This window comes from Streptomyces sp. AC627_RSS907, assembly GCF_019049165.1.
In genome coordinates this window covers 22,148-44,458 of sequence record NZ_JAGMUE010000023.1, presented here as the reverse complement: position 1 = coordinate 44,458, position 22,311 = coordinate 22,148, and the positions used below count along the sequence as shown (strand labels likewise).

Annotated in this window: 20 protein-coding genes and 1 pseudogene; 3 read left to right on the top strand and 18 right to left on the bottom strand. The window is 73.6% G+C overall.

Annotation, left to right across the window (positions count from 1 at the left end; translation table 11 throughout):
* A pseudogene (locus KUM32_RS06930) lies at positions 1-494 on the top strand (diacylglycerol kinase); the annotation flags it as partial.
* 101 nt (positions 495-595) lie between these two features.
* On the opposite strand, the gene KUM32_RS06925 reads toward KUM32_RS06930, so the two are convergent.
* The gene (locus KUM32_RS06925) at positions 596-1,102 is read right to left on the bottom strand and encodes a GbsR/MarR family transcriptional regulator (protein WP_217140907.1); all 507 of its coding nucleotides are present in this window, start codon (positions 1,100-1,102) and stop codon (positions 596-598) included.
* Between the two features lie 74 nt (positions 1,103-1,176).
* On the opposite strand from KUM32_RS06925, the gene KUM32_RS06920 reads away from it, so the two are divergent.
* On the top strand, positions 1,177-2,085 hold the full coding sequence (locus KUM32_RS06920; protein ID WP_217140906.1) for an ABC transporter ATP-binding protein: 909 nt from the start codon (positions 1,177-1,179) through the stop codon (positions 2,083-2,085).
* Complete coding sequence (locus KUM32_RS06915; RefSeq protein ID WP_217140905.1) at positions 2,082-3,698, top strand: ABC transporter permease; 1,617 nt, start codon at positions 2,082-2,084, stop codon at positions 3,696-3,698. The genes KUM32_RS06920 and KUM32_RS06915 overlap by 4 nt, the downstream gene beginning before the upstream one ends.
* Positions 3,699-3,705: 7 nt before the next feature.
* On the opposite strand, the gene KUM32_RS06910 is transcribed toward KUM32_RS06915, so the two are convergent.
* The 17 genes from KUM32_RS06910 to KUM32_RS06830 form a co-directional block, all read right to left on the bottom strand.
* Positions 3,706-4,926, bottom strand: a complete 1,221-nt coding sequence (locus KUM32_RS06910) for a cytochrome P450 (RefSeq protein ID WP_217140904.1) — start codon at positions 4,924-4,926, stop codon at positions 3,706-3,708.
* Positions 4,927-5,137: 211 nt separating this feature from the next.
* Positions 5,138-5,812, bottom strand: coding sequence for a response regulator transcription factor (locus KUM32_RS06905; RefSeq protein WP_217140903.1), 675 nt, complete (start codon positions 5,810-5,812; stop codon positions 5,138-5,140).
* Positions 5,809-7,167, bottom strand: a complete 1,359-nt coding sequence (locus KUM32_RS06900) for a histidine kinase (protein WP_308408613.1) — start codon at positions 7,165-7,167, stop codon at positions 5,809-5,811. Before KUM32_RS06900 ends, KUM32_RS06905 begins: the two co-directional genes overlap by 4 nt.
* A gap of 98 nt (positions 7,168-7,265) precedes the next feature.
* On the bottom strand, positions 7,266-7,940 hold the full coding sequence (locus KUM32_RS06895) for a response regulator transcription factor (RefSeq protein ID WP_217140902.1): 675 nt from the start codon (positions 7,938-7,940) through the stop codon (positions 7,266-7,268).
* Complete coding sequence (locus KUM32_RS06890; RefSeq protein WP_217140901.1) at positions 7,937-9,325, bottom strand: sensor histidine kinase; 1,389 nt, start codon at positions 9,323-9,325, stop codon at positions 7,937-7,939. The genes KUM32_RS06895 and KUM32_RS06890 overlap by 4 nt, the downstream gene beginning before the upstream one ends.
* On the bottom strand, positions 9,318-10,727 hold the full coding sequence (locus tag KUM32_RS06885) for an acyltransferase (protein ID WP_374227490.1): 1,410 nt from the start codon (positions 10,725-10,727) through the stop codon (positions 9,318-9,320). The genes KUM32_RS06890 and KUM32_RS06885 overlap by 8 nt, the downstream gene beginning before the upstream one ends.
* A complete protein-coding gene (locus KUM32_RS06880) occupies positions 10,720-11,709 on the bottom strand; it encodes an alpha/beta hydrolase (protein WP_217140900.1) in 990 nt (329 codons plus the stop codon). The genes KUM32_RS06885 and KUM32_RS06880 overlap by 8 nt, the downstream gene beginning before the upstream one ends.
* Before the next feature lie 331 nt (positions 11,710-12,040).
* Entirely contained in the window at positions 12,041-13,024 is a 984-nt protein-coding gene (locus KUM32_RS06875; protein ID WP_217140899.1) for an alpha/beta fold hydrolase, read from the bottom strand.
* A gap of 354 nt (positions 13,025-13,378) precedes the next feature.
* Positions 13,379-14,572, bottom strand: a complete 1,194-nt coding sequence (kynU, locus tag KUM32_RS06870) for a kynureninase (RefSeq protein WP_217140898.1) — start codon at positions 14,570-14,572, stop codon at positions 13,379-13,381.
* Complete coding sequence (locus KUM32_RS06865) at positions 14,565-15,380, bottom strand: tryptophan 2,3-dioxygenase family protein (RefSeq protein WP_217140897.1); 816 nt, start codon at positions 15,378-15,380, stop codon at positions 14,565-14,567. The genes kynU and KUM32_RS06865 overlap by 8 nt, the downstream gene beginning before the upstream one ends.
* 151 nt (positions 15,381-15,531) lie before the next feature.
* Positions 15,532-15,945, bottom strand: a complete 414-nt coding sequence (locus tag KUM32_RS06860) for a DUF3151 domain-containing protein (RefSeq protein ID WP_217140896.1) — start codon at positions 15,943-15,945, stop codon at positions 15,532-15,534.
* Between the two features lie 102 nt (positions 15,946-16,047).
* Positions 16,048-17,079: a class II fructose-bisphosphate aldolase gene (fbaA, locus tag KUM32_RS06855; RefSeq protein ID WP_217140895.1), complete on the bottom strand. Its 1,032-nt coding sequence runs from the start codon at positions 17,077-17,079 to the stop codon at positions 16,048-16,050.
* Between the two features lie 144 nt (positions 17,080-17,223).
* Positions 17,224-17,772 carry an orotate phosphoribosyltransferase gene (gene pyrE, locus KUM32_RS06850; protein ID WP_217140894.1) on the bottom strand — a complete coding sequence of 183 codons (549 nt, stop codon included), beginning with the start codon at positions 17,770-17,772 and terminating at the stop codon, positions 17,224-17,226.
* Positions 17,773-17,782: 10 nt separating this feature from the next.
* The gene (locus tag KUM32_RS06845) at positions 17,783-18,571 is read right to left on the bottom strand and encodes an aldose 1-epimerase (RefSeq protein WP_217140893.1); all 789 of its coding nucleotides are present in this window, start codon (positions 18,569-18,571) and stop codon (positions 17,783-17,785) included.
* A 55-nt stretch (positions 18,572-18,626) separates the two neighbouring features.
* Positions 18,627-19,484 carry an SRPBCC domain-containing protein gene (locus KUM32_RS06840; RefSeq protein WP_217140892.1) on the bottom strand — a complete coding sequence of 286 codons (858 nt, stop codon included), beginning with the start codon at positions 19,482-19,484 and terminating at the stop codon, positions 18,627-18,629.
* Positions 19,485-19,595: 111 nt separating this feature from the next.
* On the bottom strand, positions 19,596-21,272 hold the full coding sequence (locus tag KUM32_RS06835) for a polyamine aminopropyltransferase (RefSeq protein WP_217140891.1): 1,677 nt from the start codon (positions 21,270-21,272) through the stop codon (positions 19,596-19,598).
* 125 nt (positions 21,273-21,397) lie between these two features.
* On the bottom strand, positions 21,398-21,934 hold the full coding sequence (locus KUM32_RS06830) for a DUF2617 family protein (protein ID WP_217140890.1): 537 nt from the start codon (positions 21,932-21,934) through the stop codon (positions 21,398-21,400).
* Positions 21,935-22,311 lie beyond the last annotated feature (377 nt).

Genomic DNA, 22,311 nt, shown 5'->3' with positions numbered 1-22,311 from the left:
GCGCGGGGGCGGGCGCCGGACCGGGTGCCTCGGTTTCGGGTCCGGGGCGGGGCGCGGGTCCGGGTTCGGGTTTGCGTGCGGGTTCGGGTTCGGGTTTGCGTGCGGGTTCGGGTTCGGGGCATCCCTGGCTGCGGACCTGCCAGTCCCTCGTACGGACGCTGGCGTCCACGCGGCCCGTCCGGGGTACGGCCACCGCGGGCGCGACCGGTCCGACGCGGCTGCGGGTGGAGGTCGACGGGGTGACCCTGGTGGACCTGGACCAGCCGGTCGAGGCCGTGTCGGTGACACCGGGCGTCGGCGGGGTGGCCGGGGTGGAGGTGCGGCCGGTGTCGGTGGGCGCGGAGGCGTCGCCGCTGACGGCGACCGGGCGGACGGTGACCGTGTCGGGGGCGCACTTCCGGTACCGGGCCGACGCGGTGGTGTCGGGGCCGGTGGGGACACGGACGTGGGTGGTACTGGAGGGGGCCTGGGGGCTGACACTGCCGATGGGCTGACGCCGCCCAGGGGGCGACGGCGGGCACCTCATGGGGCGCCTGCGCCGACGGGGTGACGACGAGCGCCCGTGGGATACGCCGGTCAAGGACGACGGCGGCCGTCAGCCCCTGCCGAAGGTCTGCTCCCGGTGGAGTCGCCAGCGCTCCATCATGGCCGCGATCTCGCCGTCGACGAACTCGAAGAAGGCGAGCGTCTCGGCCATGCGCCGGCCCGCCGGGGTCTCGGCGCCCAGGCTCCTGACGCCCTCGCCGAGCGCCGCCTCCCATCGCTTGAGAATGGTCTCGCGGCTGGTCAGCGCCTCGTACCACTGGTCGCTGTGCACCCGGTAGCGCTCTCGTCGCGAGCCCGGTTCACGCTCCCGCGAGACCATGTGCTGCTGCGCGAGGTAGCGCACGGCGCCGGAGACGGCGGCGGGGCTGACCTTGAGCTGTGTGCCGAGTTCGGCCGAGGTCAGCGAACCCGAGTCGGAGGCCAGCAGCGCGGCGAAGACCCGGGCCGGCATCCGCTGCATGCCGGCCTCGACGAGCTGCGCGGCAAAGCCCTCGACGAACTTCGAGACCGCCTCGGGGTCACGCCCCGGACCGGTCGCTTCGGCTGGTTCCGTCATGGTCCGATCATCTCTCACCACCCTGACAGTTTCTTAACTTCACAAATTTCTGAAAGAAGCGTACTTTCCAAACCATGACGAAGGCAATCAGCGTCTCGGGACTCCACAAGTCGTTCGGCCGGACGCACGCCCTGGACGGGCTGGACCTCGCGGTCGAGACCGGCGAGGTCCACGGCTTCCTGGGCCCCAACGGCGCCGGCAAGTCCACCACCATCCGCGTCCTGCTCGGCCTGCTGCGCGCCGATTCGGGCGCCGCCCAGGTACTCGGCCGGGACCCGTGGACGGACGCCGTGGAGGCACACCGCCGCATCGCGTACGTCCCCGGTGACGTCACCCTGTGGCGCAACCTCTCCGGCGGCGAGGTCATCGACCTCTACGGCCGTCTGCGCGGCGGGCTGGACAAGACGCGCCGGGCCGAGCTGATCGAGCGGTTCGAACTCGACCCGACCAAGAAGGGCCGCACCTACTCCAAGGGCAACCGGCAGAAGGTCGCCCTCGTCGCCGCGTTCGCCTCCGACGTCGACCTGCTGATCCTCGACGAGCCCACCTCCGGACTGGACCCGCTGATGGAGGAGGTCTTCCAGCGGTGCGTGGCCGAGGAGCGCGGGCGCGGGCGGACGATCCTGCTCTCCTCCCACATCCTCAGCGAGGTCGAGGAGCTGTGCGACCGGGTCAGCATCATCCGCAGGGGACAGACCGTCGAGAGCGGCTCGCTCGCCGACCTGCGCCATCTGACGCGGACCAGCGTGACCGCCGAACTCGCCGGCGTCCCGGGCCGGCTCGCCGACCTGCCGGGCGTGCACGACCTCGACGTCCAGGGCCGCCGGGTCCGGCTCCAGGTCGACACCGACAAGCTGGACGCCGTACTCCGGTCCCTGAACGAGTCGGGCGTGCGGTCGCTGACGTCGACACCGCCGACACTGGAGGAACTGTTCCTGCGGCACTACCAGAACGACGCCGTCGAGGAGGTGGCGGCGCGATGACCGCCACCGCCGCCACCACGGCCTTCGCGGTACGGTCCGGGGGCTCGCGCCACCTGGCCGGCACCGGCACGCTGCTGCGCTTCGCGCTCCGCCGCGACCGGGTGATGATCCCGGTCTGGGTCGGGGTGAACGCGCTCATGGTGCTGTCCATGCCGAACACCCTCAAGGGCGTGTACGGCACCGCCGCCGAACGCGCCGACCTCGTGCGGCAGATGGAGACCAACCCGTCGCTGCGGGCGATGGTCGGCCCCGTCTTCGACGACTCCCTCGGCGCGCTCACCGCCTGGCGCGTCGGTGTGTACGCCGCCGCGCTCGCCGCCGTCATGAGCCTGCTGATCGTCGTACGCCACACCCGGGACGAGGAGGAGAGCGGCCGGCAGGAACTGGTCGCCTCCGGGATGGTCGGCCGCCGGGCCCCGCTGACGGCGGCCCTGCTCACCGCGGCGGTCGCGAACGGCGTCCTGGCGCTGCTGGTCGTCGCCGGACTGGCCGGGCAGGGGACGGCCGGCGCGCTGGCCCTCGGGCTCGGGATCGCGGGCGTCGGCATGCTCTTCGCCACGACGGCGGCGATCGGCGCCCAGCTGACCGAGAGCGCGCGGCCGGCCCGGGGGCTGGCAGCGGCCGTCCTGGGCGGGGCCTTCGTGCTGCGCGCGGCGGGCGACTCGGCGAGCGCCGACGGTTCGTCGGTGCTGACGTGGCTGTCGCCGCTGGGGTGGCTGGAGCACGTGCGTGCCTTCGCGGCCGAGCGGTGGTGGGTGCTGCTGCTGATCGCCGGCGCGGCGGCGGTGCAGGGGGCGGTGGCCTACGCGCTCGCCGGGCGCCGGGACCTCGGCATGGGCTTCCTGCCGACCCGGCCGGGACCGGCCTCCGGCCGCCTGGGCACGGCCGGTGCGCTGGCCTGGCGGCTGCAGCGGGGCGGCGTGCTCGGCTGGAGCGTCGGCTTCCTCCTCGCCGGGCTCGTCTACGGCGGGATGACCGAGGGCGCGGCCGATCTGGTCGGGGACAACGAGCAGGCCCGCGCGATCATCGAGCGGATGGGCGCTCAGGCCGGGCTGACCGACGCGTTCGTGTCGGCGATGGTCGGGACACTCGGGCTGGTCGCCGCGCTGTACGTGGTCGCGTCGGTGCTGCGGCTGAACGGCGAGGAGACGTCCGGGCGGGCGGAACCGGTGCTCGCCGGGGCGGTGGGGCGGCTGCGGTGGGCCGCCGGGCACCTGGTGATCGCCTTCGGTGGCGCGGTGCTCATCATGCTGCTCGCCGGCGTCGGTTTCGCCGTCGGGTACGGCCGGGACGCCGGGGCGATCCTGGGCGCGTGCCTGGTGCAGGTGCCGGCGGTGTGGGTGATCGGCGGGGCGGCGGTGCTGCTGCACGGGCTGCTGCCGCGGGGTGCGGTGGCCGCGTGGGGAGTGGCGGGGGCGGTGCTGTTGCTCGGCTGGGTCGGACCGGCGCTGGACGTGCCGGAGGGGGTGCTGGACGTGTCACCGTTCGGGCATCTGCCGAAGCTGCCGGGCGGGGCGATGAGCTGGACGCCGGTGCTGGTGCTCACGCTGATCGCGGCGGTGCTGGTGGCGGTCGGACTGGCCGGGCTGCGGCGACGGGACATGACGACGTGACCGGGGCTCAGAGTTCCACGGGCAGGTCCTTCAGCCCCCTCATCACGAAGTTCGGCCTGCGTTCCGGTTCGGTCGCCAGGCGCAGCGTCGGAGCCCGCTCCAGCAGGGACGTCATGGACGCCGCCAGTTCGATGCGGGCCAGCGGAGCGCCGATGCAGTAGTGGATGCCGGCGCTGAAGGAGATGTGGGGGTTGTCGCGGCGGGTGAGGTCGAGGCGGTCCGGGTCGGTGAAGACGGCCGGGTCGTGGTTGGCGGAGCCGAACAGCATCGCGATCTCCGCGCCGCGCGGGATCGTCGTCCCGCCGATCTCGATCTCGTCCAGCACCCAGCGTTCGAAGAGCTGGAGCGGGGTGTCGTAGCGCATCAGCTCCTCCACGGCCCAGGGGACCAGCGAGTGGTCCGCGCGCAGGGCCGCCAGCTGGGCCGGGTCGCGGAACAGAGCCAGCCAGCCGTTGGCCGTCGCGTTCACCGTGGCCTCGTGACCGGCGTTCAGGAGCAGGACGCAGGTCGAGATCATCTCCTGCTCGGTGAGCCGGTCGTCGTCCTCGTCATGGGCGGCGATCAGCCCCGAGACCAGGTCGTCGCCGGGCTCCTCACGGCGGGCCGCGATCAGTGCGCGCAGGTAGTCGGAGAAGTCGAGGGACGCGCGGACCGCCTTCGCCGCCGTCTCCTCGGACGGGTTCAGCTCGTACATCCCGCAGATGTCCGCCGACCAGGGGCGGAGCGGGGCGCGGTCGGACTCCGGGATGCCCAGCATCTCGGCGATCACGGCGACCGGGAGCGGTTCGGCCACGTCCCGCAGCAGGTCACCGCCGCCCGCCGCCACCAGCCGGGACACCAGGTCGTCCGCGAGGGCGCGCACATACGGCTTCAGCCGCTCCACCGTGCGCGGGGTGAACGCCTTGGACACCAGGCGCCGGATACGGGTGTGGTCCGGCGGCTCCAGGTCGAGCATGCCGTGGTCGTTGAGCGTGTGGAAGGGTTCGTGCTCCGGCGGGGGCGGGGTGCGGCCGAAGTCCTCGTGCGTGAAACGGTGCTGGTAGGTCCGGCCCAGGCGGCGGTCGCGCAACAGCGCCGACACGTCCGCGTGATGCGGGACCAGCCACTGGTCGCTGGGCTCGTAGTAGATCACCCGGCCCCGGGCGCGCAGCTCGGCGAAGGCGGGATACGGGTCGGCGACGAACGCCGGGTCCCACGGGTCGAACGCGAGGTCGGAGTCAGCCGTCATGGACGGACCATAGGACGCCGACCGGGCCGGTGCCCATAGTCCCGGTCCGCGCGCGGGCCGGGCCGGCCGGACCCGCACACCCTGCGGGCCGCATCCCGTTCACCCGGCCCCTCGCCGACCGGCTCACCGCCGGCGCACCGGCCGGACGACCCCGCGCCGCATACGGCGGCACGGTGGCCGGCGACGACGGCCGTCCGGGCCGGCAGGCCGGTCAGCCCGGTGTGACCAGCCGCGCCTCGTAGGCGAAGACCGCGGCCTGCGTGCGGTCCCTGAGGCCCAGCTTCACCAGAATCCGGCTGACGTGTGTCTTGATCGTCGACTCGGCGACCACCAGGCGCCCGGCGATCTCCACGTTCGACAGGCCCTGCGCGATCAGCACCAGCACCTCCGTCTCCCGTTCGGTCAGGTCGCCGTACGCCGCATGGGCCGAGGACATCGGGCGCGGGCCGTCGGACAGCTTGGAGAACTCGGTGATCAGGCGCTTGGTGACCGAGGGGGCGAGGAGGGCTTCCCCGGCGGCCACCACCCGCACGCCGTCGGCGAGCTGGCGGGCCGAGGCGTCCTTGAGGAGGAAGCCGGAGGCGCCCGCGCGCAGCGCCTGGTACACGTACTCGTCGAGGTCGAAGGTGGTGAGGACGAGGACCTTCGCCGCACCGTCGGCGGCGACGATCTCCCTGGTCGCCTCGATGCCGTTCAGCTCCGGCATGCGGATGTCCATCAGGACGACGTCCGGGGTGAGTTCGCGGACCTTCGCCACGGCCTCCCGGCCGTTGACCGCCTCGCCGACGACCTCGATGTCCGGCATCGCGTTGAGCAGCACCGAGAAGCCCTCACGGACCATCATCTGGTCGTCGGCGATCAGTACGCGGACGGTGTGGCCGGTCATGCTTCACCTTCGCCGGGTGCGGCCGTGACCGGAAGGAACACCGCCACCTCGTAGCCACCGTCTTCGGTGGGGCCGGCCGTCATCTCGCCGTTCAGCATCGACACGCGCTCGCGCATGCCCGTGATGCCGTGTCCGGCGCCGGGTGAGGGCTTGACCAGGGAGGGCTCGGGCATCGGGCCGTTGACGATCCTGAGGCCCAGTCCGCCCAGGACGTAGGAGACCTCGACGCGGGCGGTCGCGCCGGGCGCGTGCCGCAGCGAGTTGCTCAGCGCCTCCTGCACGATCCGGTACGCCGACAGCTCCACGCCGGGCGGCAACTCACGCACCGCACCGGTCACGACCTTCTCCGCGCTCAGGCCCGCGTCGCGCACGTTGGCGAGCAACGCGTCCAGGTCGGCGAGCGTGGGCTGCGGGGCGTCCGGGGCCTCGTAGTCCTCGGCGCGGACGACACCGAGGACGCGGCGCAGCTCGGTGAGGGCGGCCACCGCGTTCTCCCGGATGGTGGCGAAGGCGCGCTCCAGCTCCTCCGGCGGGTTCTCCACCCGGTAGGGCGCGGCCTCCGCCTGGATGGCGACCACCGACATGTGGTGGGCGACCACGTCGTGCAGCTCACGCGCGATGGTGGTGCGCTCCTCCAGCAGGGTGCGCCGGGACCGCTCGTGCGCGGTGACCGTCTCCTGGGCGGTGACCTGCCGCCGGGCGTCGCGCCGGATGTGCCAGACGGAGACCACGAGCAGGGCAAAGGCGGTGAAGACCAGCAGCGGGGCGGAGTTGGTGTTGTACCGTCCGCTGCCGAACAGCGTCTCCGTGACAAAGCCGTAGACCGCGGTCAGGGCCCACATCCACGCGGCCGTACGGGGCCGGGTGCGTATCGCCACGATCACCAGGACCGATACATGACACAGGAACGCGCCGGGCCCCCATGGCCAGTCGCCCCAGCTGCCGCCCATCACCGCGACCACCGGGGTGGCCGCCATCGACAGCCAGAACGCGCCGACCGGCCGGACCAGCGTGGCCAGCACCGGAACGGCGTACAGCACCCCGGTCAGCAGGGCCAGCGGACCGTCGGAGGAACCGCTGGCCGTCGACCCGGCGTAGAAGCACAGCAGTGCGACGGCGGCCACCACCGCGAGCGGGAACCGGTACGCGTACGACCGCATCCGGCCGGGAAGGCGGCGGGCCAGAGGGCCGTCCGTGGCCATCCGGGGCATCGGACGGTAGGCGAAGGCGTCGTGGAACAGGTCCTCGCGCAGTCCGCTCAGCGCGTCCATGGCCAGCCGGTACTCGGGGCTGCGGGGCCCGCCTCCGTCTCCGTCTCCGGGGGGCACGGTCCTCGTCTGGGTCGTCTCGGTCACGTTGGCAACGGTAGGCGCAGCCGGGGTACACCGTCGTCACCACTGAGAGGGGTCCCTGGGTATCCGTCTCAAGTACTACGGTCGGTCCCGGCCCCCGGTCAGTGTCCGGAGGGCCGCACCAGTCCCGACTCGTACGCGAACACCGCCGCCTGCGTGCGGTCTCTCAGGCCCAGCTTCACCAGGATGCGGCCCACATGGGTCTTCACCGTCTGCTCGGCGACCACCAGGTGCTGGGCGATCTCCGCGTTCGACAGGCCCCGCGCGATCAGGGCGAGCACCTCGGTCTCCCGCTCGGTCAGGTCGCCGACGCGGGCCTTCAGCGGGGCGCGGGGCCGGTCGTCCAGCCGGGAGAACTCGGCGATCAGCCGCCGGGTGATGCCCGGTGCGAGCAGCGCGTCCCCCGCCGCCACCACCCGGACCGCCTCGGCGAGCTGGTCGGCGGACGCGTCCTTCAGCAGGAACCCGGACGCGCCGGCCCGCAGCGCCTCGTACACGTACTCGTCGAGGTCGAAGGTGGTCAGCACCAGCACTTTGATCTCCGGGGTCGTCCCGGTGATGCGGCGCGTGGCCTCGATCCCGCCCAGCTCGGGCATGCGGATGTCCATCAGGACGACGTCCGGCGCCAGCTCGGCGACCTTGGCCACGGCGTCCAGGCCGTCCACCGCCTGTCCGATCACCTCGATGTCGGGCTGGGTGTTGAGGAGCACGGTGAAACCCTGCCGGACCATCTGCTGGTCGTCGGCGATCAGTACGCGGATGGTGCCGCTCGTCATGGGGTGTCGTCCTCGGTGGAGTGGTGGGTGGGCCAACCGTCGTCGGTGGGGTCGGTGGGGTCGGCGTCGGACGGCAGGAACGCGGCCACCTGGTAGCCGCCGTCCGGCAGTGACTGCGCGGTGAGACTGCCGTCGAGCATCGCCACCCGCTCCCGCATGCCGAGCAGCCCGTGTCCCGCCCCCTGCGACGGCGACGGGGTCCGCGTCGGGCGGGTGTTGGTGACTTCCACGCGCAGCCCGATCGGAAGATGCGTGAGGTGGACGCGGGCGGTCGCGCCGGGTGCGTGCCGCAGGACGTTGCTGAGCGCCTCCTGCACGATCCTGTACGCCGACAGCTCCACCCCGGGCGGCAGGGGTCTGCGTGTCCCGCTGGTCCCGGTGGTGACGGTCAGCCCGGCGGCCCGGGTGTTCTCCACCAGCGCGTCGAGCCGGTCGAGCGTGGGCTGCGGTGCGTGCGGAGCGGTTCCCGTGGTGTCGGTGGCAGCGGACGGCTCCGACACGTCGGGGTGCTCCGAACGCAGCACGCCGAGCACCCGGCGCAGCTCGGTGAGTGCCTCCAGCGCGTTCTGCCGGATGCCCGCGAGGTTCTCCTTCAGCTCGTCCGGCGGGTTCTCGACGAGGTGGGGGGCGACCTGGGCCTGGATGGAGATCACCGACATGTGGTGGGCGACCACGTCGTGCAGCTCGCGCGCGATGCGGCTGCGCTCCTCCAGCAGGGTGCGCCGGGCCCTCTCCTCGGCGGTGAGCGAGGTCTGCTGCACGAGTTCCGCGCGAGCCTCCCGGCGTCCGCGCAGGGCGGCGCCCAGGACCACGACGACGGCGAAGAGGATGGTGGCCAGCTGGCCGGTCGGCTGGTAGTCCACCGCGCCCACGAGGCCCTGTATGACGTAGGTGCTGAGGGCGGTCAGGGCCAGCGCCTCCACGGTCACCCGGGTGCGGACCCGCAGGGCGAGCAGCAGCAGGACGAACAGGTGCGCGATGATCCCGGCGGCCGTCCAGGGCCAGGTGAACCTGTAGTCGTCCACGGTCATCTCGGCCTTCAGGGCGAAGGCACCCACCAGCATGGCCGCCATCGACATCCACCACGCCGCGACCGGCCGCCACAGCGCGAAGACCATCGCGCCGGCCTGGGTGGAGGCGATCAGGAAGGCGAATCCGGGGTCGATGCCGCCGTTGTCGTTGAGTTGGGCGGCGTCACCGAGCAGTACGCCCAGGGCGGCCAGCCAGACGATCCCGTGGGGCAACCAGCGCAGCCACACCGACGGTGGCAGCGGGTCCGCCCGCCAGGTCCACAGGTCGTCGTGCAGCACCCGCAGCACGCGCTCGACCCGGCCCGCGGCCCCCGGCCGGCTCCCCCTTGACATCACGCGCTCCACCCTAGACATGACGGCGCCCCGCCGTCGTCGCAGGGAGCTCCGCCGCACGCTCCGTCGGACGCGCCGCCGCGCGCTCCGTCGGGCGGTGGATCGGGCGATGGACCGGGTGATGCGTCCGGACGACGCGGGAGCGGCGTCGGCCGCCGCCACCGTGCTCGTGGGAGCGAAAGGCGGCCCAGCAGCCGGTCAGGACCAGCGCGAACACCGGGAGCCAGAGGAGCCGGGCCGCGACCCAGTCCAGGCCGTCCGGGAGCGTGTGCAGGCCGGGCAGGCGACCCGCCAGGAGGCCGGTGGCCGTGGTCGCCATCAGGGCCGTCTGGTGCCACAGGAAGATCGTCATCGCGGAGAGGTTGACCACCGCGACCGCCGCCCAGGCCACGGGTCGCCGCATCGTGCGGCGCAGCCGCTCACGCAGCAGCAGGGCGAGGCCGCACTGGGCCAGACCGAAGGTGACGGCGGCCAGCGTCGGCGGGTTGAGGTTGGAGACCGCGGCGCCCGGGACGCCGACCATGGACGCCGGGTAGCCGGCCCAGGCGACGAGCGCCGCGGTCGCCGTCGTACCGCCGGCGAGCAGGACCCAGCCGGCGCGGCGGCGGTCCAGCTCGCCGCGGGTCCAGGCCGCGCCGAGGGTGTAGGGGACCAGCCAGCCGGCGGCGAGGTTGATCCAGCCGAGCCAGGACGGGGCGTCGAAGCCGAAGCGCAGCAGGTCGACGTGGAGGACGACGACCAGCGGCCACAACGGGTGCAGCCGGGTCAGCAGCGGCGTCATCGCGGTCAGCGCGGCGAAGACCAGGAGGAACCACAACGGGGACAGGGCCAGCTTCACCAGCGTGTGGACCGTCACGAACTCCGCGCCCGTCAGCAGCAGCAGTGCCGCCGTCACCGTCCACAGGGTGAGGACGGCCGCGACCGGGCGGAACAGCCGGGACAGCCGGGCGGAGAGCCAGCGGCCGTAGGACGTGCCGCGGGCACGGGCCGACGCGTGACCCCTGGTGGCGACATGGCCGCCCACCAGGAAGAACACGGCGAGGGTCTGGAAGGCCCAGGAGACCGGGGCCAGCCAGGGCATGTCCTGCAAGGGGCTCGCCGCGTGCAGGCCGTTGCCGTCGGCGACCAGGGCCGTCACCAGCCAGTGGCCGAGGACCACGCCGAGAATGGCGAAGGCGCGCAGGGCGTCGACGGCCCGGTCCCGCTCCCGGGGAGTGGCGTCGTCGATCCGGCCGGCGGTGCGGCGCAGGGTGTGCAGAAGGCCGCGCGGCGGGCCCGGTCGGAGCCTTCGCGTCCGTCGCGTTCCTCGCGAGCCAGTCGTCTCCCTGGCCTCCCTGGCCTCCCTCACCTCCCGGGCCTCCCTGGCCTCCCTGGCCTCCCTGGCCTCCCGGGCCTTCCGCCACGCTCGTGCCGAGTCACTCATGGGTCACCTCCGTGGTCTCGCCCAGGGCGATCCGGGCCAGGTTCCTCAGGGAGCGGGAACCGGTGTCGAAGTAGTCGCTGTGGCCGCCGTCGCCCGCGTCGAAGACCCGGGCGCCGAAGTCCGCGGAGACCGGGTCGGTCCCGAAGCCGACGGTGGTGCCGAAGAGGTCGGCGCTGACGTGCGGCACGTGCTCCACCCAGTCGTCGGTCCCCCGCGCCGCCCAGATCCGGGCGCCGGTGTGCAGGCCGGCGACGGTGTCGGCACCCGTGCCGGGGCTGCCGACCAGAGCGATGTCGGTGACGTCCAGGCCCTCGGCGGCGCGGGCGCAGACGACCGAGCCGTAGGAGTGGCAGACGAGGGCGAGACGGGTGCCGGGGCCGGTGATCCGGCGCAGGTCGTCGACCAGGGCACGCAGCTTCGGAGCGGCCCGGTCGGCGCGGTCGGTCGTGGTGACCGTGGTGCTGATGGTGCCCGGCGTCTCGTAGCCCAGCCAGGCCACGACCGCGGTGCGCGTCCCGTCGGGCGCCTCCGTCACGAGCTGCCGGTGCAGGGCGAGGGCGGCGGCCCTGAACCGGCCGTACGTGTCGAGGCCGGTGTCGGAGCCCGGGACCAGGACGGCGACGCGGTCGGCGTGCGCCAGGTCACCGAGCACCTCGGTGACCAGTCCGGCGCCCCGGCCGTCGAAGGCGAGGAGGCGACGGGACGGGTCGGCCATCGAACGGTCCACCGCCGCGCGCTGACGGTCGCCGTGGTCGGCGGCCATCCGGGAGGCGTCGGCGGCGTTGGCCCGGTTGGCGGCGTACGTCTCGTCCAGCGTCCCCGCCGTCGGGGCCGCGAGCACGGCGGGTGCCGGGGCGGGAATCCGGGGGTGCGCGGCGGCCGAGAGGGGCACCACCACGGCACCGACGATGAGGGCGGCGCAACCGGCGCGGCACCATCTGCCCACACGCCGCCGCCAACGTACCGCCGCACCGGGCCGCATGGCCCCTCCCCTCCAGCTCGCCCGCCCATCGGGCTCGTCTGCAAGGGAAGTTATGAACCGGCCCGGGTAACTCGCGTCCCGCCAGGGGACTCACCTGCGGGGTAGCTCTCAAGTACTACGGGTACGACCCGGAAGCGCCTGGCGATGCCGACGGCAACGGCGACACCGGCCGCAACCCGGCAGACCCGGGGACAGACCCGGAAACAGGCCCGGAAGCAGACCCGGGAACAGGCCCAGAAGTACGCCCGGGAACAGGCATGGAGAGCAGGCGCCGAGGGGCAGGCCCGCAAGCAGGCCCGGAGCCCGCCCGCGGCCCGGCCGGCCCCCGCGTTCACCAGGCCAGCTGCGCGATCTCCTCCGCCACCACCGCGCACGCGTCCGCCGCCGGATCGATCAGCGGGAAGTGGCCGACGTCCTCCAGCAGCGTCACGCCCACCACCTCCCCGGCCTTCGCCGCCGCGTCGGCGTACGCCTCGGCGACCGCCTGCGGAACGTCCACGTCCGCGCGGCCCTGGACGAGGGTCGTCGCGATCCCGGTGGGCAGCAGCAGGGCCGGGTCCGCGTAAGGGCGGCGATCGGCGAACAGCTCGCGCCCGCCCAGCAGTTGACGCGTCGCGCCGCCGCACACGTCGAGCTTGTCGGCGACCTCGAAGGCGGCGATCGGCGCGAGGGCGACCACCCCGCGCAGGGGCGCCGGACGGTCCAGGCGCCAGGGCGCGTCGGCGGGCAGTACGTGCCGGGCGGCGGCCCACAGGGCGAGGTGACCGCCGGCGGAGTGGCCGGTGAGCACCACACGGCGCGCGTCGGCCTGCGGCAGGTGCCGCCGTACCAGCGCGGGCAGCGCGTCCAGCGCGGCGGCCACGTCGTCGAAGGTGTCGGGCCAGCGTCCCGCGACGGGCCCGCCCGCGCCCCCGTCCCCACGGACACCCTCCGCACCCGCGTCCTCGCTCCCCGCGCCCCCGTCCCCACCGGCACCCTCCGCACCCGCGTCCTCGCTCCCCGCGCCCCGCGCACCGCGCCGGTACTCCACGCTGGCCACGGCGAAGCCCCGGTGGGCCAGGAACCCGGCGAACGGGCTGACATGGCGCCGGTCGTACGGGGCCCGCCAGGAGCCTCCGTGCAGGAGCACCACGACGGGAGCGGCGCCGCCCGGACCCGCCGCTCCGCGCGGCGCGTAGAAGTCGATCACCTGGTCGGGGTGGTCGCCGTACACCGCCGTCCCGTCGGGGTCGACTGCCGGATGCGAGAAGACCGACTTCTCCTCCGCGGCGTTCCGCGCGGCAGCGGTGCCCGGCTCTGCGGCGGCGTCCGACATGCTCAACCTCTCAGCGACGAAACGGTGTTGGCGGACCGGGGGAAAGGAATCGGCCGTTGGCGGGACCGTATCAGGCCGGTGACGTGCGCCGACACGCGGATGTCACGCAGGGTGAGGGCAGCCGGGGCGCGGACCGGCGAGAGGAGGGCGGCCGGGAGCGCGGACCGGCGAGAGGAGGGCGGCCGGGAGCGCGGACCGGCGAGAGGAGGGCAGCCGGGGCGCGGACCGGCGAGAGGAGGGCGGCCGGGGTCGGTGACTCCGGCCCCACCGTGCGGGACGTACTCCGCGCCGCAGCGCAGGAAGAAGTCCGTCGGCGCCGGTGACCTGGCCCGCGCCGGAGCCCGCCACGGTCCCTCAGCCCCGCTCCCCCAGGGTCCGCGCCAGCACCCGCGCCGCCCGCTCCACGTCCGCGAAACCGACGTACAGCGGGGTGAAGCCGAAGCGCAGCACGTCCGGGGCGCGGAAGTCCCCGACCACCCCGCCTTCGATCAGCCTCTTCATGACGTCCCCGGCGCCATCGCAGCGCAGCGCGACCTGGCTGCCCCGCTCGGCGTGGGCGACCGGGGTCAGTGACTCCACCCTGCCGTGCGGGACGTACTCCCCGACGCAGCGCAGGAAGAAGTCCGTCAGCGCCAGGGACTTGGCCCGCACCGCCTCGACCGACACCCCGTCCCACACCTCCAGCGCCGCCTCCAGGGCGAGCATGGAGAGGATGTCCGGAGTGCCGACCCGGCCGCGCACCGCGCCGGGGGCCGGGGCGTACGCGGGCCGCATGCCGAACGGCTCGGCGTGCGAGTTCCAGCCCGGCAGCGGGGAGTCGAAGCGGTCCTGGAGGTCACGGCGCACGTACAGGTACGCGGGCGAACCCGGGCCGCCGTTGAGGTACTTGTAGGTGCAGCCGACCGCGAGGTCGACGCCGTGTTCGTCCAGCCCCACCGGCAGCGCGCCCGCGCTGTGGCACAGGTCCCAGACGACGTACGCCCCCGCCGCGTGCACCGCGGCCGTGAGCGCGGGCAGGTCGTGCAGCCGGCCCGTGCGGTAGTCGACGTGGTTGAGCAGCACGGCGGCGGTGCGGTCGCCCAGCGCCGACGGCACCTCGGCGGGGGTGACCGGGCGCAGGGAGCAGCCCGTCATCCGGGCCGCGGACTCGGCGATGTACCCGTCCGTGGGGAAGGTGGTGGCGTCGACGAGGACCTCGTGCCGCCCGGCACCTGCCATCCGGACCGCCGCGACGAGCGCCTTGAAGACGTTCACGCTCGTCGAGTCGCCCACGACGACCTGCCCGGCCGCCGCCCCCACCAGCGGGGCGATCCGGTCGCCGATCCGCTCGGGCGCGGTCCACCAGCCGCTCTCCTCCCAGGACCGGATGCGCAGCTCGCCCCACTGCCGGCGTACGACGTCCGCCACGCGCGCGGGGACACCGGCCGGGAGGGCGCCGAGCGAGTTGCCGTCCAGGTACGTCACGTCGTCGAGGAGGAACCGCTCGCGCACCGCGGCCAGCCCGTCGGCGGCGTCCAGGCTCTCCGCCTCGCTCATCAGCTCAGACATAGGACCGCGCCGTCCACAGCTCGGGGAACACGTTGCCGCGGGCCCGCTTCTCCAGCCACGCCACCCCGGCCGAGCCGCCCGTGCCGGTCTTGGCGCCCATCGCGCGGCGGGTGGCGACCAGGTGGTCGTTGCGCCAGCGCCACACCAGTTCCGCGACGTCGGTGAGCGCCTCGCCGAGGCGGACCAGCTCGCCGTTCTGGTCGCCGGCGTAGACGGCCGTCCAGGCGGCCTCCACCTCGGGCGCCGCCTCGTACTTCCGGGTGACGTCGCGCTGGAGCACGGTGGCCGGGATGTCGTACCCGCGCCGGGCGAGCAGCCGGACCACCTCGTCGTACAGGCTCGGCTCGTGCAGCGCCTTCTCCAGCTCGGCGTGGACACGCGGGGCGCCGCGGTGCGGGACGAGCATCGACGCGGACTTGTCGCCGAGCAGGAACTCCATCCGGCGGTACATCGCCGACTGGAATCCGGAACCCTCGCCGAGGGCGCTCCGGTAGGAGTTGAACTGGGCGGGGGTGAGTCCCGCGAGCGGCGTCCAGGAGGCGTTCAGCGCCTCCAGTTCCCGCACCGACCGCTTCAGCGCGTCGGTCGCCACCTGGACCCGGTCCTCGCGCAGGGCGCCGGCCGCGGTCTCCCACTCGTGGACGATGACGGTGAACCACAGCTCCATGACCTGGGTCGTGACCAGGAAGACCATCTCTCCGGGATCGTCGGAGAGGGTGTGCTGGAGATGGGTGAGCACGTCCGCCTTGACATAGTCCTCGTACGGCGTGCTGCCCTCGAAGTCGAGATTCGGGGCCTCGTGGGACATCGCTGTCTCCTGCTGTGCACTACGGGTAGCGGTCCGCCCTGCCGTTACCGGCACGGGGCCCCGGTCCCCGACGGCATCCTCCGCAATCCTCCCAGGAAACCGCAAGGCCCGCCTGCGCACGGCAGACGGGCCAGGACGTGCCGTCCCCGGTTCAGCCCAGCACCTCGGCGGCCGTCGGCGAGGAGTCCTTCAGGAACTGCGTGCAGCGCTCGTACTCCTCCTTCTCGCCGATCGCCTGGGCGGCGCGGGCGAGGGCGTGCAGGGCGCGCAGGAAGCCGCGGTTGGGCTCGTGTTCCCACGGCACCGGCCCGTGGCCCTTCCAGCCGCTCCGGCGCAGGGCGTCCAGGCCCCGGTGGTAGCCGGTACGGGCGTAGGCGTACGACTCCACGACGCCGCCCCGCTCGTACGCCTCGTCGGCCAGCCGGGCCCAGGCCAGCGAGGACGTCGGGTACTTCGCGGCGACGTCGGTGGGCGAGGTGCCGCCCGCCAGGAGCTCGCGCGGCCCGGGGTCGTCGGGGAGGTGGGTCGGGGGCGGTCCCCCGAGGAGGTTCTCGTTGATGGGCATGGGGACAAGTCTGCTCCATGCCGCCGGTCCACGTGCGCGGGCCCGGCACCGCAGGGAGATCCTGCCGGTGCCGGGCCCGTCGCGGGCGTGCCGGAGTGGCCGTTACTTGATCTTCTGGCCGGCCGAGCGCAGGTGGCCGCAGGCCTCGACGACGCGCGCGGCCATGCCGGCCTCGGCCAGCTTGCCCCAGGTGCGCGGGTCGTAGGTCTTCTTGTTGCCGACCTCGCCGTCGACCTTCAGGACGCCGTCGTAGTTGCGGAACATGTGGTCCACGACCGGACGGGTGAAGGCGTACTGGGTGTCCGTGTCGATGTTCATCTTGACCACGCCGTTCTCCAGCGCGGTCGCGATCTCCTGCTCGGTGGAGCCGGAGCCGCCGTGGAAGACGAAGTCGAACGGCTTGCTGCCGGCGGGCCGGCCGTACTTGGCGGCGATGCCCTCGTTCAGCTCCTTGAGCAGCTCGGGGCGGAGCACGACGTTGCCCGGCTTGTACACGCCGTGCACGTTTCCGAAGGACGCGGCGAGCAGGTAGCGGCCCTTCTCGCCCAGGCCCAGCGCCTCGACGGTGCGGACCGCGTCGTCGACCGTCGTGTACAGCGAGTCGTTGATCTCGTGGGAGACGCCGTCCTCCTCGCCGCCGGTCGGGGTGATCTCGACCTCAAGGATGATCTTGGCGGCGCGGGCGCGCTCCAGGAGCTCCTGGGCGATGGAGAGGTTGTCGGACAGCGTCTCCGCGGACCCGTCCCACATGTGGGACTGGAACAGCGGGTTGCGGCCGGCCCTGACGCGCTCCTCGGAGACCGCCAGCAGCGGACGGACGTACCCGTCGAGCTTGTCCTTCGGGCAGTGGTCCGTGTGCAGGGCGACGGTGACGTCGTACTTCTCGGCGACGATGTGCGCGAACTCGGCGAGGGCGACGGCGCCGGTCACCATGTCCTTGTTGTGCTGGCCGCCCAGGAACTCGGCGCCGCCGGTGGAGATCTGGACGATGCCGTCGCTCTCCGCCTCAGCGAAACCGCGCAGGGCCGCGTGCAGCGTCTGGGAGGAGGTCACGTTGATGGCCGGGTAGGCGAACTGTCCAGCCTTCGCCCGGTCCAGCATCTCGTTGTAGACCTCGGGAGTTGCGATGGGCATCTGTCCGCTCCTTGTATGTGCGGGTGGGCGTGGTACGTGCTTACGGCCCTGTCCTGGAACTGGGGGGCGACGTCATCGTCGGCCCCATCCTTCCAGACGGGACGGGATACTCCGAGTGGACCTCGGTCCGGTCCCGGCCGGACGTCAGTCCAGGCCCAGCTCGTCCTTGCCGTACGCGTACAGGTACGGAACCCCGGCGCCGTCCTGGATCTTCTCGGCGGCGCCCGTCGCCCGGTCGACGATGGTCGCGACGGCCACGACCTCGGCACCGGCCTCGCGCACGGCCTCGACGGCGGTGAGCGGGGAGCCACCGGTGGTGGAGGTGTCCTCGACGACCAGGACGCGGCGGCCCCTGATGTCCGGGCCCTCGACGCGGCGCTGCAGTCCGTGCGCCTTGGCCGCCTTGCGGACGACGAAGGCGTCCAGCTTCCGGCCCCGCGCGGCGGCGGCGTGCAGCATGGCGGCGGCGACCGGGTCGGCCCCCATGGTCAGCCCGCCCACCGCGTCGAACTCCAGGTCGGCGGTCAGGTCCAGCAGCACCTGCCCGACCAGCGGCGCGGCCTCGCCGTCCAGGGTGACGCGGCGCAGGTCGACGTAGTAGTCGGCCTCCAGCCCCGAGGAGAGGGTCACCTTGCCGTGCACCACGGCCTTGTCCTTGATCTGCTGCAGCAGCGCCGCACGAACGTCCGTCATGCCCACCAGCTTAGAGCCGGGTCCAGCTCCAGGTGGTGGTGGCCTCCAGCGGCTCCAGGGGCGTGACCAGGCGCGGGAGGGTGTTCAGGCCGTTGGGCGGGCCGGTCTGCGGCTCCACGCAGACGGCGGCCTCCTGCTCGTCGTAGACCACGGCCCACTGCTCCGGACTGGTCACCTTCAGCTCCAGCCGCCGCGGCCAGGTGAGGGTGACGTCGACGCCGTCCGGCATGCCGAAGCAGTCGTCCCAGGGGCCCGGCTTCGGGTCGACGCGGTTGCCGGTGGGCAGGTGGTCGTCGCCGCGCTCCTCCTGCCAGGCGGGGTCGAAGGAGATCGTCACGTCCGCGCCGCCCAGGGTCCGGTTGAACCAGGGGTGCCAGCCGATCTGCGCCGGGAAGGACGACTCGTACGTCTCCACGGACATCGTCAGCGTCAGCGTGTCCTCGGCGAGCGCGATCACCTGGGTGACGCGGCCGGAGTAGGGCCAGGGGTCGACGAGGTCGTAGGTGAGGACGGCCTCGTCGGCGGTGACGCGGGCGGTGTGCCAGGCGCCGTCGCGGGCGGTGCCGTGGATGGCGTGCGGCGGGGAGTTGAGCGGCATCTGATGGACGAGGGCGCCGTCCCGGAAGCGGCCCTCGCGGATCCGGCCGCACCAGGGGACCATCGGGAAGCAGCCGTAGCGCTCCCCCTGGCGGAGCAGTTCCGTGCCGCCGACGCGGAGCCCGCTGATCCGGCCGCCGTTGCCCGGCAGCACGGTCGCCTCCGCGTCACCCGCGGTCAGCGTGATGGGTTCGTTACTCACGCCATGACCCTACTGGGGCGATCAAGGGCGTCCCGTCCGACCGGCCGACGGCGGTTCAGCGGCGCCTGCGCAGGGCCCGGCCCACCACGATCGCCGACGCCACGGCCAGCGCGGCGGCCGGGGCCGCCCAGCGCAGGGGCGTGGCGGACCCGGCCGCCTGGGGCGCGGGGACGGGGGCGTACCGGCCGCGCGGCGGTGCGTGGTCCACCTCCTCGGCGCTGCGGCCGATCATCGTGCGGCGCGCGTGCGCGGCCTCGGCGGGGGGTTCGGGGGCGCCCGGCTCGTCCTCGGCGGCGGCGTCCGTGCTCTTGCCCTTGCCCCTGTCCTTGCCCTTGTCCTTGTCCGCGTCCATGTCCCGGTCCGCCGTCTCCATGTCCACGTCCATGTCCATGTCCGGGTCCGCGAGGGAGGACGGGGGGACCTCGGTGTCGAAGACGGAGGTGTGCCGCGGCTCCTCCTGTGCCTTGGGCTGCCCCTGCTCCTGCTCCTGCTGCGCCGCCGTACCCAGGTTCTCCGCGAAACGGGTCAGCAGCCGGGTCGCCGACGACATCACCGCGTCCGCCGGCAGTTCCGTGACCCTTCCGGCCGCCGTGGCCGTCCCGCCGATCGCGAGGGTGCAGCCGCCGTCGGCGTCCGCGACGCGGAGGGTGAGCGCGAGCGCGACCGTGCCGGTCCCGCGCGACTCGGCGGCCTCGCCCTCGACGGCGTACGTGCCGTCCTCCCGCGCGGACAGGCGCAGGGAGCCCCGGTAGGTGATGGAGTGGCTGCCGATACGCACCTTCAGCCGCCCCGCGACGGGCTCGGCGCCGGCGTCCTGCTGGAGACCCGGAACCGCCCGGGCGACCCGGACGGGGTCGGCCAGTACGTCCCTGAGCCGCTCGGCCGGAACCGGAACGAACACCTCATGCTCCATGTCTGGCCACCCTACCCAGCGGGCGCCCGGTACACCCCCCGCCGGCCCGAAGTCACCTGCACACCCTCGCCCCGCCCCGGCCCACCCGGCCCGCACGCGCACCCGCGGGGTTCAGTACCGCGGATGTGCCAGTGTCGACGGTGGCAGGTCCGGGATCCGGGTGCGGGACGCCGAGTGGGCGCTCCGTGTCAGGGACCGTGCCGTGAGGGTGTGCGGGCGGGGGGCCCTCGGGTCGAGGCGCAGGGTGGGGGACGTGCGCGCGGCCAGGAGGAAGCCCCAGTCGCGGGGGGCGTGCGGGGTGGCGGCCGTGCGGTCGGGGCCCGGCGCGAAGCCGGCGTTCCGGGCGCCGGCGCGGTAGGGGGTGGTCCGCAGACCCGCCGCGCGGAGCGTCGCGTCCACGGTCCAGAAGGCGCGGGGCCGTGCGGAGACCGGGCCCGCGTGGACGACCAGCCGCCCGTCGGGGGCGAGCACCCGCCGGAGCAGGCCGTAGAACTCCTGCGAGTACAGCTTCGTGCTGGCCGTGATGCCCGGGTCGGGCAGGTCCGAGATCACCACGTCGTACGTCGCGGTGGAGGCCGAGCGCAGTCGGCGGAAGGCGTCCGCCGTGGTGACGTGGAGGCGGGCGTCGCCGTAGGCGTGCTCGTTCAGCGCGGACAGGCCGGGGTCGTGCCGGGCCAGCCGGGCGAGCCCGGGGTCGATCTCGACGACGTCGACGCGCCGCACGTCCGGGTGGCGCAGCACCTCCCGCGCGGCGAGGCCGTCACCGCCGCCCAGGATCAGCACGCGCGCGTGCGGGCCGCTCATGGCGGGGTGCACCAGGGCCTCGTGGTAACGCCGCTCGTCGCTGTCGCGGACCCGGAGCCGGCCGTCCAGGAACAGGTCGAGGGGCCGGCCGTCGGTGTCGCCGGTGAGGACCACTTCCTGCACGTCGGTCTGGACGGCCACGCGGACGTCCTGGCCGTACACGGCGTGCCGGGCGGCGCGTTCGAAGTCGTCGGCGAGGACGGTCGCCGTGGTCAGGAGGACCAGCACCACGGCGTTGGCGGCGAGCAGCAGCCGGCGGGCCCGGCGCGTCAGGTCCCGCCGGAACAGCCCGAGGACCAGGGCGGCGCCGACGACCGCGTTGACGGTGCCGGTGAGCAGCGTGCCGGTCAGCTGGCCGAGGAAGGGCAGCAGGACGAACGGGAAAGCGAGGCCGCCGACGAGCGCGCCGACGTAGTCCGCGGCGAACAGGTCGGCGACGGCGCCGCCCGGGTCCTGGCGGCGGACGCGTTGGATCAGCTCCATCAGCAGCGGCACCTCGGCGCCGATCAGCACGCCGATGACGAGCGAGAAGACGACCAGGAGCACGCGCGGGCCGTCGGCCCACAGGCCGCCCCAGCCGCCGGTCCAGGCGAAGACGGCGTGCAGCACCATGGCGCTGGAGCCGCCGACGAGGGCGAGGACGGCCTCGACCGCGCCGAAGCCGGCCGCCGCCAGGCGGCGCAGCCGTTTGGCGGCGAGCGAGCCGAGGCCCATGGCGAAGACCATGACGGACAGGACGACGGACGCCTGGGTGACCGAGTCGCCGATCAGGTACGAGGCGAGTGCGACGAGTGCGAGTTCGTACACGAGCCCGCACGCCGCGCAGACGAACACGCCCGCCAGGACCAGGAACCGCCCGGTGGCCGGGCGGACGGGAAGCCACGCCGGCCCTCCGGGGCCGGTGGGGCCACCGGGACCGGTGGGGCCGCCGCCACCCCAGGACGACCTTGAGCCGGGCGGGGCGGGCGCGTGCGATTCGATCACGCAGTGACGTTACGTCACTCTCGCACTGCGCTTCGTCACCCACACGTGTGAAACTGACGTTCCATCGAGCGTCAGAGGTTTATCCCGTCACGCGGTGGCCCCGGATCCGTCGCTCGCCCGCCCGCTCACACCCCGGACGGACTGAGCCGCGCCGTCGGCACCCGGATGCCGACCCGGGTCCGGGTCGACACCAGCTGGCCGTCCTGGGGGTAGGCGTGCCAGGTACGCCAGTGCACCTGCCCGTCGTGCCGGTGGGCCAGCAGCGCCGTGAAGGCGTTGGGGCTGCCCGGGAAGACGCCGGCCAGGCCGTGCGGATGGTCGGCGACCAGGGCGAGCAGCTCCTGGGCGCGGCCGGCGAAGGAACCCGGCGTCAGCACCTCCACCCGGGCGGCGAACTCGTACTCCCAGTCACCCACGCGCTTGGCGACGCCCAGGGGAAGCGGGGTGCTGCTGCCGGGGATGCACGCCACCGTCTCCGAACAGCCACCCCCCTCTTCCTCGAGCAGGACTTGATGGGAGGCGCCGAGCAGCCTCAACTGCAGCTTCGCGCCCGACAGTTCGAGGTCGAGACTGGCGAGCGCCGGCAGCGGCTCGCGCCCCAGGGCCCAGGCGAGGTCTGCGGCGCGCGTGTCGGTGTAGGCGGTTTTCAGGGTCGTGAGCATGGATGGGCTCCGCAAGCACACAAGAAGAGGAAGGTGTGGGGCCTGCGCACCCCGGACACTGTCGGGGATGCGGCCCGGTCAGCCCAGTCGGACGGTCAGGAGGGGGGTCAACAGGTCGTCCCCGGAGCTGCGTTGGTGATGGAGAGGGAATCACGAACGGTGGCGCCGCCACAGCTTTTTTACCCAACTTCGTAACGTTTCCATCCCTCAGAGGGCTCCACAGCTCAACTGTTCAACCGGGGCGCACACCTTGCCCGCACGGCGCACGCCGGAGCACGGGAGCGCGGGAGCGCCCGCCGGGGTGTTTCCCGGCGGGCGCTCGGTGGGGTGCGGGGCCCGGCCCCAGGCGCCGGGCCCCGTGGCGGGGATGCGGTTCC